Source organism: Rhodoferax antarcticus ANT.BR, assembly GCF_001938565.1.
Lineage (GTDB): Bacteria > Pseudomonadota > Gammaproteobacteria > Burkholderiales > Burkholderiaceae_C > Rhodoferax > Rhodoferax antarcticus.
In genome coordinates this window covers 22,717-37,992 of the sequence record NZ_MSYM01000017.1, presented here as the reverse complement: position 1 = coordinate 37,992, position 15,276 = coordinate 22,717, and the positions used below count along the sequence as shown (strand labels likewise).

The window sequence follows — 15,276 nt, the reverse complement described above, 5'->3', positions numbered from 1 at the left end:
GGTGCGGACCCGCATGCCGGGTGGTGTGGCAGGGGCGCAGTCAGCGATGGCTGCCCCCTATGCCGATTAATAGTAAATCAAGGTTGCTTCAGGCCTTGACGCAATCTGCAAAGTAGTGCACCTGGCCATCCGCGCTGGTTTCTTCCACCAAGCCGTGGATGTCGGTCTCAAACCCCGGGCAGCGCGCGTTGAACTCGCGTGAGAACTTTAGGTAGTCCACGATCTTCTTGTTGAACACCTCGCCCGGGATGAGCAACGGAATGCCTGGCGGGTAAGGTGTTACCAGACCCACGGTGATGCGGCCTTCCAGCAGGTCAATCTCCACCCGCTCGGTTTTGCGCAGCGCAATGTGGGCGTAGGCGTCACTGGGCTTCATGGCTGGCATCAAGTCGCTCAAATACATGTCGGTGGTCAGGCGGGCAATGTCGTATTTGGCATACAGCTGATGCACATGCTGGCACAGGTCGGCCAGCCCCATGTTTTCGTAGCGGGGATGCTTTTGGCAAAACTCGGGCAAGACGCGCCACATGGGCTGGTTTTTGTCGTAATCGTCCTTGAACTGCTGCAGCGCGGTCAGCATGGTGTTCCAGCGGCCCTTGGTGATGCCGATGGTGAACATGATGAAAAAGCTGTAGAGCCCGGTTTTTTCCACCACCACACCATGCTCGGCCAGAAACTTGGTCACCACCGAGGCGGGGATACCGGTTTTGGCGAACCTGCCGTTCAGATCCATGCCGGGCGTGACGATGGTTGACTTGATCGGATCCAGCATGTTGAAGCGGGCAGCCATCTTGCCGAAGCCGTGCCAGTTTGCACCGCCCTTGTTGGTGCGCGATTCGCCCTTGATGATCCAGTCATCCGCTCGGCCAATGCCTTCTTCGGCCAGTTTGTCCGGGCCCCAAACCTTGAACCACCAATCGGTGCCGTATTCATCGTCAACCTTGCGCATGGCGCGGCGGAAATCCAGCGCCTCGGCAATGCTTTCTTCGACCAGCGCGGTGCCACCGGGCGGCTCCATCATGGCCGCGGCCACGTCGCAGCTGGCAATGATGCTGTACTGCGGGCTGGTACTGGTGTGCATCAGGTACGCCTCGTTGAACAGGTGTTTGTCCAACTTCACGGTTTGCGAGTCCTGAACCAGCACATGGCTGGCTTGGCTGATACCAGCTAGCAACTTGTGAATCGACTGGGTCGAATACACCATTGCCTCCCTGGGCCGTACGCGTTTTTTGCCCATAGCGTGGTAAGTGCCATAAAACGGGTGAAACGCCGCATGGGGCAGCCAGGCTTCGTCAAAGTGGAGATTTTCCACATAGCCGTCCAGCATGGTCTTGATGGTCTGGGTGTTGTAGAGCACCCCGTCATAGGTGGATTGGGTCAGTGTCATCACCCGTGGCTTGATCACATTGACATCCGCGTCAGGCAAATGCGCTTTGACCAGCGGGTTGCTGGCAATCTTGGCCTTGATGGCCTGAGGCTCAAACTCGCTTTTGGGAATTGGGCCGATGATGCCGAAATGGTTGCGCGTGGGTTTCAAAAAAACCGGAATAGAACCGGTCATGATGATGGCGTGCAGGATCGACTTGTGACAATTGCGGTCCACCACCACCACGTCGTTGGGTGCCACGGTGTGGTGCCAGACCATTTTGTTGCTGGTGCTGGTGCCGTTGGTGACAAAAAAGCAGTGGTCAGCGTTGAAAATACGCGCCGCATTGCGCTCACTCTTGCCGATGGCGCCGTCGTGGTCGAGCAACTGGCCAAGCTCTTCCACAGCATTGCAGACGTCGGCGCGCAACATGTTTTCACCATAAAACTGGTGGTACATCTGCCCGACCGGGCTTTTCAGAAAGGCGACGCCGCCCGAGTGGCCCGGGCAGTGCCAGGAATAGGAGCCGTCTTCGGCGTAGTCGAGCAAAGCTTTGAAAAACGGCGGCTGCACGCCTTCCAGATAACTTTTCGCCTCGCGGATGATATGGCGCGCCACAAACTCGGGCGTGTCCTCAAACATGTGGATGAAACCGTGCAGCTCGCGCAGGATGTCGTTCGGGATGTGCCGCGAGGTTTTGGTTTCGCCATAAATGTAGATCGGCACGTCCAGGTTCTTACGCCGCACTTCTTCGATGAAATGGCGCAGGTTCAGCACGGCCGGGTCCAGGTCGGGGCCAAGGGTGAACTCTTCGTCGTCAATCGACAAAATAAATGCGCTGGCGCGACTTTGCTGCTGGGCAAACTGGCTCAGGTCACCGTAACTGGTGACACCCAACACCTCCAGCCCCTCAGACTCAATGGCTTGCGCCAAGGCCCGGATCCCCAGCCCCGAGGTATTTTCAGAGCGGAAATCCTCGTCAATGATGATGATGGGAAAGCGAAACTTCATGGCGGGCTCCAGCGACTCGGGAAAATTAAAGAAATCGGCGCGAAGTGTAAGGACTAACGGCGCCAATAGGATGAGCATGCCCAGCATTCATCCGAAAATGGCATAGTCGCAACACTACGGACAAGCAGAATGGAAAACTCAACGCTATGGTGGCTTGCAACAGGTGCATTGGTTGTAGCAGAGCTTGTCACCGGCACCTTTTACCTGCTGATGCTAGCAGCAGGCTTGGCTGCGGCAGCATTGGCAGCGCACACCGGTGTGGCCACCGCCTGGCAGTGGGTTGCAGCGGCGTTGGTGGGCGGCGGGTCTACCCTGCTCTGGCGAGCTTTCAAGCGCGCGCAACCTTCGGTAGCGCCTGCACGTGCTAACCGTGATGTGAATATGGATATTGGTGAGAAGGTGCAGGTCGCGGCTTTCAAGGCCGACGGCACCTGCAGCGTGCACTATCGGGGTGCGCATTGGGACGCCAGCCTGGCCGCCGGAGAAGTTGCCAGTGCGGGCACCTACCGCATCGCTGAAGTGGTGGGTAGTCGCCTGATTTTGAAAAAGAACTAAACAACTGTTGGATTGGAGTCCGTCATGGAAATCGCTGTCATTCTCTTCGTTATCGCTGCCATTTTTATCTGGCAATCCGTCAAAGTGGTACCGCAGCAGCACGCCTGGGTCGTAGAGCGCCTGGGCAAATACAACGGAACGCTCACGCCGGGACTGAATTTTTTGATGCCGTTCATCGACAAAGTGGCCTACAAACACGTGTTGAAGGAGATTCCGCTGGATATTCCCAGCCAGGTGTGTATCACCCGAGACAACACGCAGTTGCAAGTGGACGGCATCCTGTACTTCCAGGTGACCGATGCGATGCGCGCCAGTTACGGTTCAAGCAACTACATCGTGGCTATCTCGCAACTGGCGCAAACCACCCTGCGCTCGGTGATTGGCAAACTGGAACTGGACAAAACCTTTGAAGAACGCGCCATCATCAACGCCCAAGTGGTGCAAGCCATTGACGAGGCGGCACTGAATTGGGGCGTGAAAGTGCTGCGCTACGAAATCAAGGACCTGACACCGCCTAAGGAAATTTTGCACGCCATGCAGCAGCAGATCACCGCCGAGCGAGAAAAGCGCGCGCTGATTGCCGCCTCGGAAGGCCGCAGGCAGGAACAAATCAACATTGCCACCGGCGAACGTGAGGCCTTTATTGCCCGTTCCGAGGGTGAAAAACAGGCCGCCATCAATAACGCGCAGGGCGAGGCTGCGGCGATTCTTGCCGTGGCAGAAGCCAACGCGCAAGCCATTGAGCGGGTGGCTGCGGCCATTCGCCAACCCGGCGGTGAGCAAGCGGTGCAACTGAAGGTGGCTGAAAAAGCAGTGGAGGCCTATGGCAAGGTGGCTTCAGACGCCACCACCACATTGATCGTTCCGAGCAACATGACCGAAGTGTCTGCCTTGGTGGCGTCTGCCATGAAGATGATTCAGACGACCAAATAAGGCGCCGCGGAAAAAACGAAACCCCGTGTCATCACTGACACGGGGTTGTTTTTCTGGCGGAGCAGGGGGGATTCGAACCCCCGGGGGATTTAACTCCCCGCACGCTTTCCAGGCGTGTGACTTAAACCGCTCATCCACCGCTCCGAAGCCCGCTAGTTTAACCGAGCCAAACCCTTGTTTCGGGCTGGGGAACCCATCAGGCAACAAAAAGCCACCCGAAGATGGCTTTTTAGTGAGCGTGAGCTTGATCAGTTCAGAGCGATTTTCTTGCCGTCCTTGTAGGTGGACAAGGTCATCGACGGGTTCTTCATTTCACCAGTTTTCTCGAATGCGATGTTGGCGGTCACGCCTTTAAAGTTGGTCAAGGTGATGAAAGGAATGTAGACCTTCGGCTCCACAGAGTTAGCACGCTTCATGGCGTCAGCCAGAACGAAGGTTGCATCGTAGGTGTACGGGCTGTAGATCTGGAACTCACCAGGGTACTTGGCATCGTACTTGGCCTTCCAGGCAGTGCCACCAGGCATTTTGGCAATAGAAGCGCCACCTTCAGCGCAAACCACATTGTTCAGCGTCTTGGCTCCCGCTGCGATCTTGATCAATTCGTTGGTACAGATGCCGTCACCGCCAAAGTATTTGACGTTGGACAGGCCCAACGATTCCATTTGACGCAGCATCGCCCCGGCTTGGGGGTCCATGCCGCCAAAGAAGATGGCATCAGGCTTCTTGGACTTGATTTGCGTCAGGATAGCCATAAAGTCAGACGCTTTGTCGGTCGTGAACTGTTGGTCAACGATTTCAATGCCTTTGGCTTTGGCCTCTCTGATGAACACTTCAGCCAAGGGTTGCCCGTAACCTGTCCGGTCATCAATCACGGCGAACTTCTTGAGTTTCATAGTGTCGGCGGCGTACGCAGCCAAACCACTACCCAAAGCGAGGTCGTTTGCAATGATGCGGTAAGTGGTGTTGTAGCCAGGTTTGGTCAGGTTGGGGTTCGTCGCTGCACCGGTGACGTGAGGGATGCCGCAGTCGTGATAAATCTTGGAAGCGGGGATGGTCGTGCCTGAATTCAGGTGGCCGACGACACCGGCAACCTTGGCATCGCAAAGTTTTTGTGCCACTGCAGTGCCCTGTTTTGGATCAGCGGCATCATCTTCCGCGGCAATCTCGAACTTCACTTTTTTGCCACCAATGACAACGCTTTGGGCATTGAGGTCCTCAATGGCCATACGCACGCCATTTTCGTTATCTTTGCCGTAATGGGCCTGGCTACCAGACAGTGGGGCAACGTGACCGATCTTGACGACCATATCTTGAGCCAGAGCAACACCAGCAGCAGCAGCAATTGCAGCAGCCACAGTTATTTTCAATTTCAATTGCATAGACAACTCCAGGTTAAAAAATAATTGTGAATCAAAATGTTCAACAACACAAACGATACAGCAATTTTTACGCCAACGTCTTAGGGTGTTCACCGATGTCAAGCGGAAAAAAACCAGAAACCAGTCAATTCTGGCGATTAGCCTGGTTTTGGCTGGCCAGTGCGTCAACAACCGCCTGCCGCAAGAACATGTCCATCTCGGTCTGAAGCTTGACACTGATATCGTCCCAATGTTTGGCAACGAGCACGCGCACCAGATGCTCTAACTCTTGTTGCAATCGACGTTCAAAAATGGGCTGTACCTGTCGCTGGACTTGGCTAATGATGGCTTCTACGTCCGGTTTAGTCTGTCTGGCTGTGCTGTTGAGGCTAGCAGGGTCAACGACTTCCGTCAAAGTTGGAATAAAGCGGGGATGCGGCCGGTTAGTAGTGGTCATGGTGCAGCCCTTGCACCAAGATCGTGCTTGACCAGTTCCGAGCCCGCTTGGGCATAGTGTTTCCATCGCAGCCGGGCTGGGCCACGCTCCGCCTCATCGGTGCTGACCACCTCAATCACCCGTGGGAAAACCTCAAAACCGTCGGGCGCAGTCTGCCCCAAATTGACCAGTACATCACGCGCTGCGATGCCGGTTAAAGACTCGCATAAAAGTACAGATGACTTTTGCACCAAAGAATCAGAGTCACTCGCGCGGCAGTGCGGTAAAAATTCGGTGGCAGACAACGCCCAAAGTGCCCGGTCAAACTGGTCCAACACATCCCAGGGGCCGGAGACCACCAAAGACGTGCCAGCGGCAATGCCCTTGCGCACCAGCCGACAGCTGTGGTGCAGCCGGTCCTCCACATTAAAGTGAAACGCGACTTGGGTCACGGCTTGTCGCCCTGCGCGTCAATCGCCATGAGATAGTCCACCAGCAGCCCAACGGGCCGCCCGGTCGCCCCCTTGACCTTGCCGCCTTTCCAGGCTGTGCCTGCAATATCCAGATGAGCCCATGGAAACTTGGCAGTGAATTTCTGCAAAAACTTGGCTGCTGTGATGGCACCACCCGGGCGGCCAGCCACGTTGGCGATGTCGGCAAAATTGGTTTTGAGGCCCTCGGCATAGTCAACGTCTAGCGGCATCTGCCAGCACAAGTCCAACGAGGATTCGCCAGCCTGCAACAAGGCTTTCGCCAGCGCTTGGTCGACGGAAAACAGGCCACTGCGTACCGCGCCCAATGCAATCACGCAAGCACCTGTCAAAGTGGCAATATCAATGACCGCTTGAGGCTTGAAGCGCTCTGAATAAGTGAGCGCGTCACACAATACCAGTCTGCCTTCAGCGTCGGTATTGAGGATTTCGATGGTTTGGCCGCTCAGGCTGGTGACGACATCACCCGGCTTGACTGCGCGGCCACTGAGCAAGTTTTCGCAGGACGGAATCAACCCCACCACATTGATACCGGGCTGCAAGTCAGCCAGCGCCCGAAACACGCCCAGCACGCTGGCCGCGCCACACATGTCAAATTTCATCTCATCCATCTCGGCCGCCGGCTTGATGGAGATGCCGCCGCTGTCAAAGGTGATGCCCTTGCCGACCAGTACCACCGGGGCCGTCGACTTGGCCGCACCGCCGTAGCGCAAGACGATAAAACGAAGTGGCTCTTCGGAGCCTTGCGCTACCGCTTGAAAGGCGCCCATGCCCAGCTTGGCGACTTCTTTGGGGCCCAAAATTTTGCATTTGATATTGGGCAACTTGGCCAAGTCGCGCGCCGCATCTGCCAGGTGGCTTGGTGTGGCGTGGTTGGCAGGCCGATTGCCCCACTCTTTGGCCAATTCAATACCCGCGACCGCGGCGACTGCCCGGTCGAAGTCGAAACGCAGAGACGGCTCGTTCGGCACGACACAGCTCACTGTCTGCACAGAGCAGCCTTCTGCTTTGGATTTAGTGGCGGTATAGACGTAGGTCGCTTCGGCCAGCCCGGTGATGGCAGCACGCAAGGACTGTGGCGTTGGTGTGTGTAAAAAGCACAGGGTCACGGCTTTGGGCTTGGCAGCTTTCAGCAGCCCCATGGCTCCCGATAAAGCCTTGCGCACCTCTATAGCCCCGCCGTCGCCCACATGCATCAGCAGCAGGCGAGAGCAAGCCAGCCCATCGGGCTGAAAAATAGCCAGCGCCTCACCTGACTTGGGTGCCAGATCACCAGACTTGAGCACTTTGGCAATCCAGGCAGAGGCCGCATCTTTGTTTGGCTTGAAGGCGGAGGTGACAAAAATCAACAACGCATCTGTTTTTTCAGTACTGAAGCTATGCAGGTCCAGGGGCTTGAGGGCAAAGTTCATAATCACGGGTTTCCTTTTGCGACATGTTATTCCAATCCTCTTTACGCAAAGAGTTGTCACGCAGTTTTGGCGCCACGCTGGTGGTGCTGGCGACGGTGGTGATGACGATGACGCTGATCCGCACCCTAGGCCGGGCTTCCCGGGGCACGTTTGCGCCGACGGACGTGACGCTGATCATGGGCTACACCGTGCTTGGCTACCTGCCCACGCTATTGGCGATGAGCTTGTTTATTGCGATCATTGCCACCTTGTCGCGCATGTACCGGGAAAGTGAGATGGTGATCTGGTTTTGCAGTGGCAAAGGTGTGGCGAGTCTGGTGTCCCCGCTGATGCGCTTTTCCTGGCCAATTTTTGCGGTGGTAGCGGCGCTGGCGCTGCTGGTTTTGCCCTGGACGCAGCAGCGCATTGAAGTCCTCAGAGCCCAATATGAACAGCGGGGTGACCTGGACCGTATTGAACCCGGCCAATTTCAGGAGTCAAGCAACGGCTCGCGGGTGTTCTTTGTGGAGAAAAACACCACGGGTGAGGCGACAGGCTCGAACGTGTTCATTGCCTCGACCGAGCGTGGCAAGGAAACCGTGACCTCTGCCCGCAGTGGGCGCATAGAAATGCTGCCGCAAGGCCAGTTTCTGATCCTCAACAACGGGCAGCGGCTGGAGCGCAGTGTGGGTACCCAGAATCTGAAAATCAGCGATTTTGAGGTCTATGGTGTGCAAATCAGTGCATCAGCAGCCGGGGTGCCCATGTCGACACCCAGCGACAACTTGCCAACGCATGCCTTGCTGGAAAACCCCACGCCAGTCAACCAGGGTGAGTTGGCCTGGCGTTTAGGGCTGGTGCTGGCGACCATCAACTTGGTGGTGATTGGCGTAGCCATCTCCAATGTCAACCCTCGGGTCAGCAAAAATGTGAACCTGTTTTTTGCCTTGTTTACCTTCGTGGGTTATTACAACCTGCTCAATCTTGGGCAAAACTGGATCGGCTCCGGCCAGCTGCCTTTTGTCGGCTTCATGCTGGTGCTGCACGGTGGCGTGGCCCTGCTGGCGATGCTGTGGTTGCTCAAAGGGCACAACAATTGGCATTGGCGCCAACTGATTGGGCGCAGTCAAGCCACACCGGAGGCCGTGCCTTGAAGACGCTACGCAAGTTGCTGTACGGTGAGGTGCTCCGGGCCATTGGGTTTGTGGTGCTGGGGTTTCTGTCGTTGTTCTTTTTCTTTGACTTTGTCGACGAGGTCAAGGCCGTGGGGCAGTATGCCGGCGCTGGCTACAGCCTGGTGCGCGCTTTGCTCTATGTCTTGTTGCTGATTCCCGGCCACCTGTATGAGTTGATGCCGATTGCTGTGCTGATTGGCACCATTTATGTGATGGCCAGGCTGGCGCAAAGCTCCGAATACACGATTTTGCGCACCAGCGGACTGGATCCGTGGCGCGCCTTGAAGATGCTGCTGACGCTGGGGCTGGCTTTTGTGATGCTGACTTTTGCCCTTGGTGACTATGCTTCGCCGGCAGCTGACCGCGCCGCCCAGCTTCTGAAAGCGCGCTATACCCAAGACATTTCGGTGGGTCAGACGGGCGCCTGGTTGAAGGAAAAGCATCCCCAAGGCTCCTATGCGGTCAACGTCGGCCAACTCGCAGCAGATGGCAATCTGCGCAAGGTGCGTATTTTTGAATTTGACAACCGGGGGTTTTTGGCGTCCATGACGCAGGCCAACTCGGCCAGTATTCAGGATGACGATTCGTGGCTATTGTTTGAGGCCAACCGAACCGAGTTTGCCACCCAGCCGGGCGCTGCTGGGCAAATTGAGCGCGCCACCCAGCCGTCTTTACGCTGGCCCAACAGCATCAGCGCAGAGATGGTGTCGGCTGCTTTACTTAAGCCCGAGCGGATGAACACGGTTGACTTGTTCCAGTACATCCAGCATTTGCATGCCAATGCACAAACCGCGCAGCGTTATGAGATTGAATTCTGGCGAAAGGTGTTTTACCCGCTAAGTTGTCTGGTGATGGTGGTGCTCGCCCTGCCCTTTGCTTACCTGCATTTCCGATCGGGTGGCATCACCTCTTATGTTTTTGGTGGCGTGATGGCGGGAATCAGTTTCTTTTTGCTCAACAACGTGTTTGGTTATATGGGTAATTTGCGAAATTGGGAACCCTGGTTGGCCGCAGCGCTGCCGGGCCTGATTTACTCAATGTTGTCACTCACCGCATTTTCCTGGCTGGTTCTTCGAAGGTAGGGGGGCACCAACGCCATGAATTTGCATCAATTTCGCTTTGTCCAGGAGGCTGTTCGGCGCGACCTGAACCTGACTGAGGCTGCCAAGGCATTACACACCTCACAGCCGGGGGTGTCCAAAGCCATTATTGAGCTGGAAGACGAGCTTGGTATCGAGATCTTTGCCCGGCACGGCAAGCGGCTCAAACGCGTGACCGAAGCGGGCCAGCAGGTGCTCAAAAGCATCGGCCTGATCATGCGCGAGGTTGGCAACCTCAAACGCATTGGTGAGCAGCACTGCCTGGGCGACAGCGGCACCTTGTCGATTGCCACCACCCATACCCAGGCGCGGTATTTTTTGCCCGAACCAGTGGCTAAATTGCGTCAAAATTTTCCCAAGGTCAACATCAGCCTACACCAGGGTTCGCCCGAGCAGGTGGCCCGCATGGTGCTTGACGAGGTGGCCGAGATCGGTATCGCCACCGAGTCGCTGGCCAGCCATGACGATCTGGTGACACTCCCCTGCTACGAATGGCAGCATGTGCTGGTGCTGCCTGCGGGTCATGTGTTGGCGAACAAAGAACACATCACTCTCGAAGACATCGCCAAAGAGCCCTTGGTGACTTACCACCCTTCTTACAGCGGCCGAAACAAAATCGACCGCGCCTTTGCCACCCGCAAGCTGGCACCTCGCGTGGCGCTGGAAGCCATTGACTCTGACGTCATCAAAACCTATGTGCGCCTCGGTCTGGGTATTGGCATCGCCGCCGAAATGTCGGTGCGAGATGTGCTGGAAGAAGGCAACAAGAGCGCGCTGGTTATCAAACCTGCGGGGCACCTGTTTGGGCAAAACGTAGCGCGTGTAGCCTTCAAGCGCGGGGCCTACCTGCGCCAGTTTGTCTATCAGTTTGCCGAACTGCTCAGCAGTCGGCTCGACCGCAACCTGGTGGCCCGCGCCATGACCGGCCATATCAATGACTACGAGCTTTGACCATGCCCTGCCCCGTCCTGACCTCCAGGCTGCCCAATGTCGGCACCACTATTTTCACGGTGATGTCAGCCCTGGCGGCTGAAAAAAACGCCGTCAATTTAGGCCAAGGTTTTCCGGACTTTGGCTGTGACCCCACGCTGGTGGATGCGGTCACCAGGGCCATGCAACAAGGGCTGAACCAGTATCCACCGATGGTCGGCGTGCCCCAGTTGCGCGAAGCCGTTGCTACAAAGTTGAAAGCGCTCTATGCCCGCAGCTATTCGGCTACAAGCGAAATCACCGTGACGGCAGGGGCGACGCAAGCGATCCTCACCACCATTCTGGCGGTGGTCCATCCAGGCGATGAAGTGATTGTGCTGGAGCCGTGTTACGACAGTTATGTGCCCAATATCGAACTGGCAGGCGGCGTGGCCGTGCGGGTGCCGCTAACCCCCGGTACCTTTCGCCCTGACTTTGACCTGATGGCTGCTGCACTGACACCGCGCACCCGCGCCATCATCGTCAACACCCCGCATAACCCCAGCGGCACCACCTGGTCAGCCGCAGAAATGCAGCAACTTGAACGCTTGCTGGCACCGACCAACGTGCTGCTGATTTCCGACGAGGTGTACGAGCATATGGTGTTTGACGGCATGCCGCACCAAAGCGCCGCGCGGTTTGCAGGCTTGGCCGAGCGCGCCTTTGTCATCTCCAGTTTTGGCAAAACTTACCACGTCACTGGCTGGAAGGTCGGCTACGTGGCAGCGCCCGCAGCGCTGACGGCTGAATTTCGCAAAGTACATCAGTTCAATGTGTTCACCGTCAACACACCGGTGCAATATGCCCTGGCCGACTACATGGCCGATCCCCTGCCCTATCTGATGTTGCCCGATTTCTACCAGCAAAAGCGCGACCTGTTTCGTGCCGGTTTGGCCAAAACCCGCTTCAAACTTCTGCCTTGCGAGGGCACCTATTTCCAGTGCGTAGACACCTCTGGCATCAACGACCTCAGCGAAGTTAACTTTTGCCAGTGGCTCACCACCGAGGTTGGCGTGGCGGCCATTCCCTTGTCAGCGTTTTACGGCAACGGGTTTGATCAGCAGGTGGTGCGCTTTTGCTTCGCCAAGAAGACAGAAACCCTTGCGTTGGCATTAGAGAAGCTTCAAGCGATTTGATACATATCGCTATATTTAGTATAGCTATTAGCGCTTAATTTATAAGGGCTAGAGGCATATTTGTTGTATATTTCTATGGCCCCAGAGCCAGCACCAAGGCGCCATTTCATGCACCTGCAGTTGAACCTGGTTGATATGTCTTTGAGTCTGGTAGTGAGTTTTTCAGCGTGTCCCATGCTGCGGCTTGATGATGCTCGCGTTTTCCGTTCCTTCTTCATTAAAGACCCGGTCAAGGTGGCTAGCCGTATGCCGGACACTGTCGTGATCCGCCGATAATCCAAACACTTCACGCCACCGCGGCGCGCAAGCAACTACCCAGGAGAACAATCATGGCAAAAGGTATGCAGAGTCAGAAAATGGTGAAAAAACCCAAGAAAGACACCACACCGCCCAAGCCGGTGTCGGCGGATGCGGTGCGCCCAACGGTTGTCACAGTTGTGCCAGTGCGGGGCAAGCTCAAGAACGCGCCTCGTTGATCTGATGTAGAGCCGGTGAATAGCCGTGGCCCGCGCCCGGCTGTCCCAACCCGGGTGCGCATGAAGAAGCCTCTTCGAGCCAAGTCACGCCAAGCGGTTCAAACGACGCCTGTCAAGACGCGCCTGGGTGGTTCGCAACGCTGGGGCATGCCTGCGAACGGTAGCGTCTCCACCGCCCGCCAGGTGGATGACCTGCGGCACTACCAGTCAGAGCTGGAGATTCAAAACAAAGCCTTGCGCTTCAGCCAGAGCGCTGCAGAGGGGGCTTACGAGCGCTTTGTCACCCTGTTCTCCAACGTGCCACTGGCCTTGATGGTGGTGGATGACGGTGGCCAAATTTTGGAAAACAATGCCCGGGCGCTGGCCCTTTTGCGCCCGATAGAGAGCGACCCGCCGCTAACGTATTTTCAGCCGCTAGTGCATGCCGATGATCTAAACGCCCTGCAAACCGGGTTTACCACGGCCCGGTTGGAAGGTGCTTGTGAGCTCAACGAGTTGAGATTTGACGGCGCCTCCAACGGCATCATCACCGGCGACCTGCATATTTCACGCATTGACGCCAATCAGGACGAGCGCACCACCTTCATTTGCGCCATCATTGACCAAGGCCCCTTGCTGACCCAGCGTAGCGCACTGCAAGCCAGCGCAGACACGCTGCAGCAGCGCAACACCGAACTGCTACAAAGCAAGACGCATCTGGCGGCCATCATCAATTCTTCGCTTGACGCCATTATTTGCGTTGACCGCCAGCAGCGCATCATCGTCTTCAACCCCACGGCTGCCACGCTTTTTCGTTGCCCGGCTGAGCAGGCGCTGGGGCGGATGCTGGCTGATTTCTTGCCAGATGCAGTGCGCGCACTGTCTTACAGCGAGATCACCAGCCATGCCCAACTGGGCGAAATGTCGGGCATCACCACCGCTGGCGATGCGGTGCCACTGGATATCAGCCTGTCGTTTGAACACCACCCTGACGGCGACATCGTCACCATTTTTGCCCATGACCTGACGGCACAGAAAAAGATGGAAGCACACCGCCAGGCGCTGGAATCGCAGCTGCGTGAATCACAAAAAATGCAGGCGATTGGCACCATGGCGGGGGGCATTGCGCATGATTTCAACAACATCATCAGCGCCATTCTGGGCAATGTTGAATTGGCCCGGGAAGACGCCCAGCTGGATTCTGCAGTTGCCACCAGTCTGACCGAGATTGACAAGGCAGGCAGGCGCGCGCGCGATCTGGTTCGTCAGATCCTCACTTTCAGCCGCAACGAGCCGCCGCACCGCGTTTCCCTGCAACTGGCAGATGTGATCATGGAGACAACGCGGCTCCTGAAGGTTACCTTGCCACCGCAGGTGGATCTGGTGATGGACATTCAACCGGATACACCTCCGGTGATGGCCGATGCCACACAGATTGAGCAAGTTTTGCTCAATCTGTGTACCAACGCCATTTACGCCATAGGCAGATGCAAAGGCACGATTCGTGTGGCGTTGGACTACAGCAAACGCAGTCACCAGGCCACAGGCGAGCGGCGCGGCGGGCTGCGTGGGCAGCACATCAAGCTCACCGTCGGTGATACCGGTACCGGCATGTCCGAGACCGTGTTGCAGCGGGTTTTCGAACCATTTTTCACCACCAAGCCGGTCGGACAAGGCACTGGGCTGGGGCTTTCGGTGGTGCACGGCATCATGCGGGCACACCAGGGGAGTGTCAGTGTGAAGAGCGTGCCTGGCCAAGGCAGTGTCTTTACGCTGTACTTTCCGTTCAGCAACGATGCGGCGCAACCCGAAAGCATCATGCCTGCGCCCGCCGCCCCAACCGCCACCGCGCCAAATGGGACCGGCCAGAAAGTCATGTATGTTGATGATGACGAAGCACTGGTCTTTCTGGTCAGGCGCCTGTTGACTCGCCGTGGGTATGTGGTCAGCACCTTTACCAACCCCAAACTTGCCCTGCAAGCGCTGCGTGCTGATCCAGCGCAGGCAGATTTGCTGGTCACCGATTTCAATATGCCGGGTTACAGCGGTGTCGATCTGATTCGCGATGTGACTGCTTTGCGACCAGATCTGCCGATGGCACTAGCTTCAGGCTATGTCACCCCCGAGATTGAGCGCGATGCGTTGGCAGCAGGTGCTAAAGCGTTAATCCACAAGCCCAATGACATCGAGGAACTGTGCGACACGGTTCAAAAGCTGCTTGGCGAAAGCCGTGTCAAGCGCTGACACGGCCGGTTTTACCCTCGTTTACGAGGACGACGCCTTGCTGGTGCTGGACAAACCGGCCGGCCTGCTAAGCGTGCCAGGCCGTGGCAGCGACAAGCAGGACTGTTTGGCATCACGGGTTCAAAGATGCTATTTAAATGCGAGTATTGTTCACAGGCTGGATATGGGCACATCCGGCTTAATGCTCATGGCGCGCAGCGCCGAAGTCCAGCGCATCCTGAACGACGCATTTGCCCGGCGTAGCGTTTTCAAACGCTATGAAGCAGTGGTGGACGGGCTGCAGGAGCCGTCAGTTGAATCAGACAACGGGCACTGGCAAGAGATTAGCCTGCCCATCGCACTGGACTGGCCCAACCGACCTTGCCGGGTCATTGACACCTATCAGGGCAAGCCCAGCGTGACGCGTTGGCAGCTTATTTCAGTTGACCTGGCGGCTGGTACCAGCCGTTTAAGGCTTGAACCCCTGACCGGCAGATCACACCAGTTGCGGGTGCATTTGAAGGCAATCGGGCACCCGATCCTGGGTGACGCACTTTACGCACCAACTGCTGTCGCCGCAGCTTCAGCGCGCTTGCTGCTGCACGCTACAGAGCTTGCCCTGACGCATCCGGTCAACTTGAAGCCCATTCGTTGGGTGTCTCCGGCGCCGTTTTAGT

The 15,276-nt window shown here is 56.8% G+C and carries 14 protein-coding genes and 1 tRNA gene; 9 read left to right on the top strand and 6 right to left on the bottom strand.

Annotated features, from left to right (window positions below; all coding sequences use genetic code 11):
* Window positions 1-88 precede the first annotated feature (88 nt).
* Window positions 89-2,377 (bottom strand): arginine/lysine/ornithine decarboxylase, encoded by a 2,289-nt coding sequence (locus BLL52_RS15090; RefSeq protein WP_075587684.1) that lies wholly within the window; start codon window positions 2,375-2,377, stop codon window positions 89-91.
* Window positions 2,378-2,506: 129 nt separating this feature from the next.
* On the opposite strand from BLL52_RS15090, the gene BLL52_RS15085 reads away from it, so the two are divergent.
* Together BLL52_RS15085 and BLL52_RS15080 are read left to right on the top strand one after the other, a co-directional pair.
* Entirely contained in the window at window positions 2,507-2,932 is a 426-nt protein-coding gene (locus BLL52_RS15085; protein WP_075587500.1) for an NfeD family protein, read from the top strand.
* Between the two features lie 24 nt (window positions 2,933-2,956).
* Window positions 2,957-3,865, top strand: a complete 909-nt coding sequence (locus BLL52_RS15080; RefSeq protein WP_075587683.1) for an SPFH domain-containing protein — start codon at window positions 2,957-2,959, stop codon at window positions 3,863-3,865.
* Between the two features lie 54 nt (window positions 3,866-3,919).
* On the opposite strand, the gene BLL52_RS15075 is transcribed toward BLL52_RS15080, so the two are convergent.
* The 5 genes from BLL52_RS15075 to BLL52_RS15055 form a co-directional block, all read right to left on the bottom strand.
* A tRNA-Ser gene (locus tag BLL52_RS15075) sits at window positions 3,920-4,009 on the bottom strand.
* A gap of 104 nt (window positions 4,010-4,113) precedes the next feature.
* Window positions 4,114-5,244 (bottom strand): branched-chain amino acid ABC transporter substrate-binding protein, encoded by a 1,131-nt coding sequence (locus tag BLL52_RS15070; protein WP_075587499.1) that lies wholly within the window; start codon window positions 5,242-5,244, stop codon window positions 4,114-4,116.
* Window positions 5,245-5,368: 124 nt separating this feature from the next.
* The gene (locus tag BLL52_RS20440) at window positions 5,369-5,680 is read right to left on the bottom strand and encodes a hypothetical protein (protein ID WP_139313414.1); all 312 of its coding nucleotides are present in this window, start codon (window positions 5,678-5,680) and stop codon (window positions 5,369-5,371) included.
* Window positions 5,677-6,111 (bottom strand): DNA polymerase III subunit chi, encoded by a 435-nt coding sequence (locus BLL52_RS15060; RefSeq protein WP_075587497.1) that lies wholly within the window; start codon window positions 6,109-6,111, stop codon window positions 5,677-5,679. The genes BLL52_RS20440 and BLL52_RS15060 overlap by 4 nt, the downstream gene beginning before the upstream one ends.
* Window positions 6,108-7,562 (bottom strand): leucyl aminopeptidase, encoded by a 1,455-nt coding sequence (locus BLL52_RS15055; protein ID WP_075587496.1) that lies wholly within the window; start codon window positions 7,560-7,562, stop codon window positions 6,108-6,110. The genes BLL52_RS15060 and BLL52_RS15055 overlap by 4 nt, the downstream gene beginning before the upstream one ends.
* A 23-nt stretch (window positions 7,563-7,585) precedes the next feature.
* Between BLL52_RS15055 and lptF the strand changes: the two genes are divergently transcribed.
* The 7 genes from lptF (at window position 7,586) to BLL52_RS15025 (ending at window position 15,275) form a co-directional block, all read left to right on the top strand.
* Window positions 7,586-8,695: an LPS export ABC transporter permease LptF gene (gene lptF / locus BLL52_RS15050; RefSeq protein WP_075587495.1), complete on the top strand. Its 1,110-nt coding sequence runs from the start codon at window positions 7,586-7,588 to the stop codon at window positions 8,693-8,695.
* On the top strand, window positions 8,692-9,798 hold the full coding sequence (gene lptG / locus BLL52_RS15045) for an LPS export ABC transporter permease LptG (RefSeq protein WP_075587494.1): 1,107 nt from the start codon (window positions 8,692-8,694) through the stop codon (window positions 9,796-9,798). The genes lptF and lptG overlap by 4 nt, the downstream gene beginning before the upstream one ends.
* 15 nt (window positions 9,799-9,813) lie before the next feature.
* Complete coding sequence (locus BLL52_RS15040) at window positions 9,814-10,767, top strand: CysB family HTH-type transcriptional regulator (protein ID WP_075587493.1); 954 nt, start codon at window positions 9,814-9,816, stop codon at window positions 10,765-10,767.
* A 2-nt stretch (window positions 10,768-10,769) separates the two neighbouring features.
* A complete protein-coding gene (locus tag BLL52_RS15035; protein ID WP_075587492.1) occupies window positions 10,770-11,921 on the top strand; it encodes a pyridoxal phosphate-dependent aminotransferase in 1,152 nt (383 codons plus the stop codon).
* A gap of 329 nt (window positions 11,922-12,250) precedes the next feature.
* On the top strand, window positions 12,251-12,397 hold the full coding sequence (locus BLL52_RS21070) for a hypothetical protein (protein ID WP_173861775.1): 147 nt from the start codon (window positions 12,251-12,253) through the stop codon (window positions 12,395-12,397).
* A gap of 60 nt (window positions 12,398-12,457) precedes the next feature.
* Complete coding sequence (locus BLL52_RS15030; protein WP_075587491.1) at window positions 12,458-14,620, top strand: PAS domain-containing hybrid sensor histidine kinase/response regulator; 2,163 nt, start codon at window positions 12,458-12,460, stop codon at window positions 14,618-14,620.
* Window positions 14,607-15,275 carry an RluA family pseudouridine synthase gene (locus BLL52_RS15025; RefSeq protein WP_075587682.1) on the top strand — a complete coding sequence of 223 codons (669 nt, stop codon included), beginning with the start codon at window positions 14,607-14,609 and terminating at the stop codon, window positions 15,273-15,275. Before BLL52_RS15030 ends, BLL52_RS15025 begins: the two co-directional genes overlap by 14 nt.
* The last annotated feature ends 1 nt before the right edge of the window (window position 15,276 follow it).

Coding starts and splice junctions, on each gene's coding strand:
- BLL52_RS15090 (WP_075587684.1), bottom strand. CDS start 2,377: ATGAAGTTTCGCTTTCCCATCATCATCATTGACGAGGATTTCCGCTCT.
- BLL52_RS15085 (WP_075587500.1), top strand. CDS start 2,507: ATGGAAAACTCAACGCTATGGTGGCTTGCAACAGGTGCATTGGTTGTA.
- BLL52_RS15080 (WP_075587683.1), top strand. CDS start 2,957: ATGGAAATCGCTGTCATTCTCTTCGTTATCGCTGCCATTTTTATCTGG.
- BLL52_RS15070 (WP_075587499.1), bottom strand. CDS start 5,244: ATGCAATTGAAATTGAAAATAACTGTGGCTGCTGCAATTGCTGCTGCT.
- BLL52_RS20440 (WP_139313414.1), bottom strand. CDS start 5,680: ATGACCACTACTAACCGGCCGCATCCCCGCTTTATTCCAACTTTGACG.
- BLL52_RS15055 (WP_075587496.1), bottom strand. CDS start 7,562: ATGAACTTTGCCCTCAAGCCCCTGGACCTGCATAGCTTCAGTACTGAA.
- lptF (WP_075587495.1), top strand. CDS start 7,586: ATGTTATTCCAATCCTCTTTACGCAAAGAGTTGTCACGCAGTTTTGGC.
- BLL52_RS15040 (WP_075587493.1), top strand. CDS start 9,814: ATGAATTTGCATCAATTTCGCTTTGTCCAGGAGGCTGTTCGGCGCGAC.
- BLL52_RS15035 (WP_075587492.1), top strand. CDS start 10,770: ATGCCCTGCCCCGTCCTGACCTCCAGGCTGCCCAATGTCGGCACCACT.
- BLL52_RS21070 (WP_173861775.1), top strand. CDS start 12,251: ATGGCAAAAGGTATGCAGAGTCAGAAAATGGTGAAAAAACCCAAGAAA.
- BLL52_RS15030 (WP_075587491.1), top strand. CDS start 12,458: ATGAAGAAGCCTCTTCGAGCCAAGTCACGCCAAGCGGTTCAAACGACG.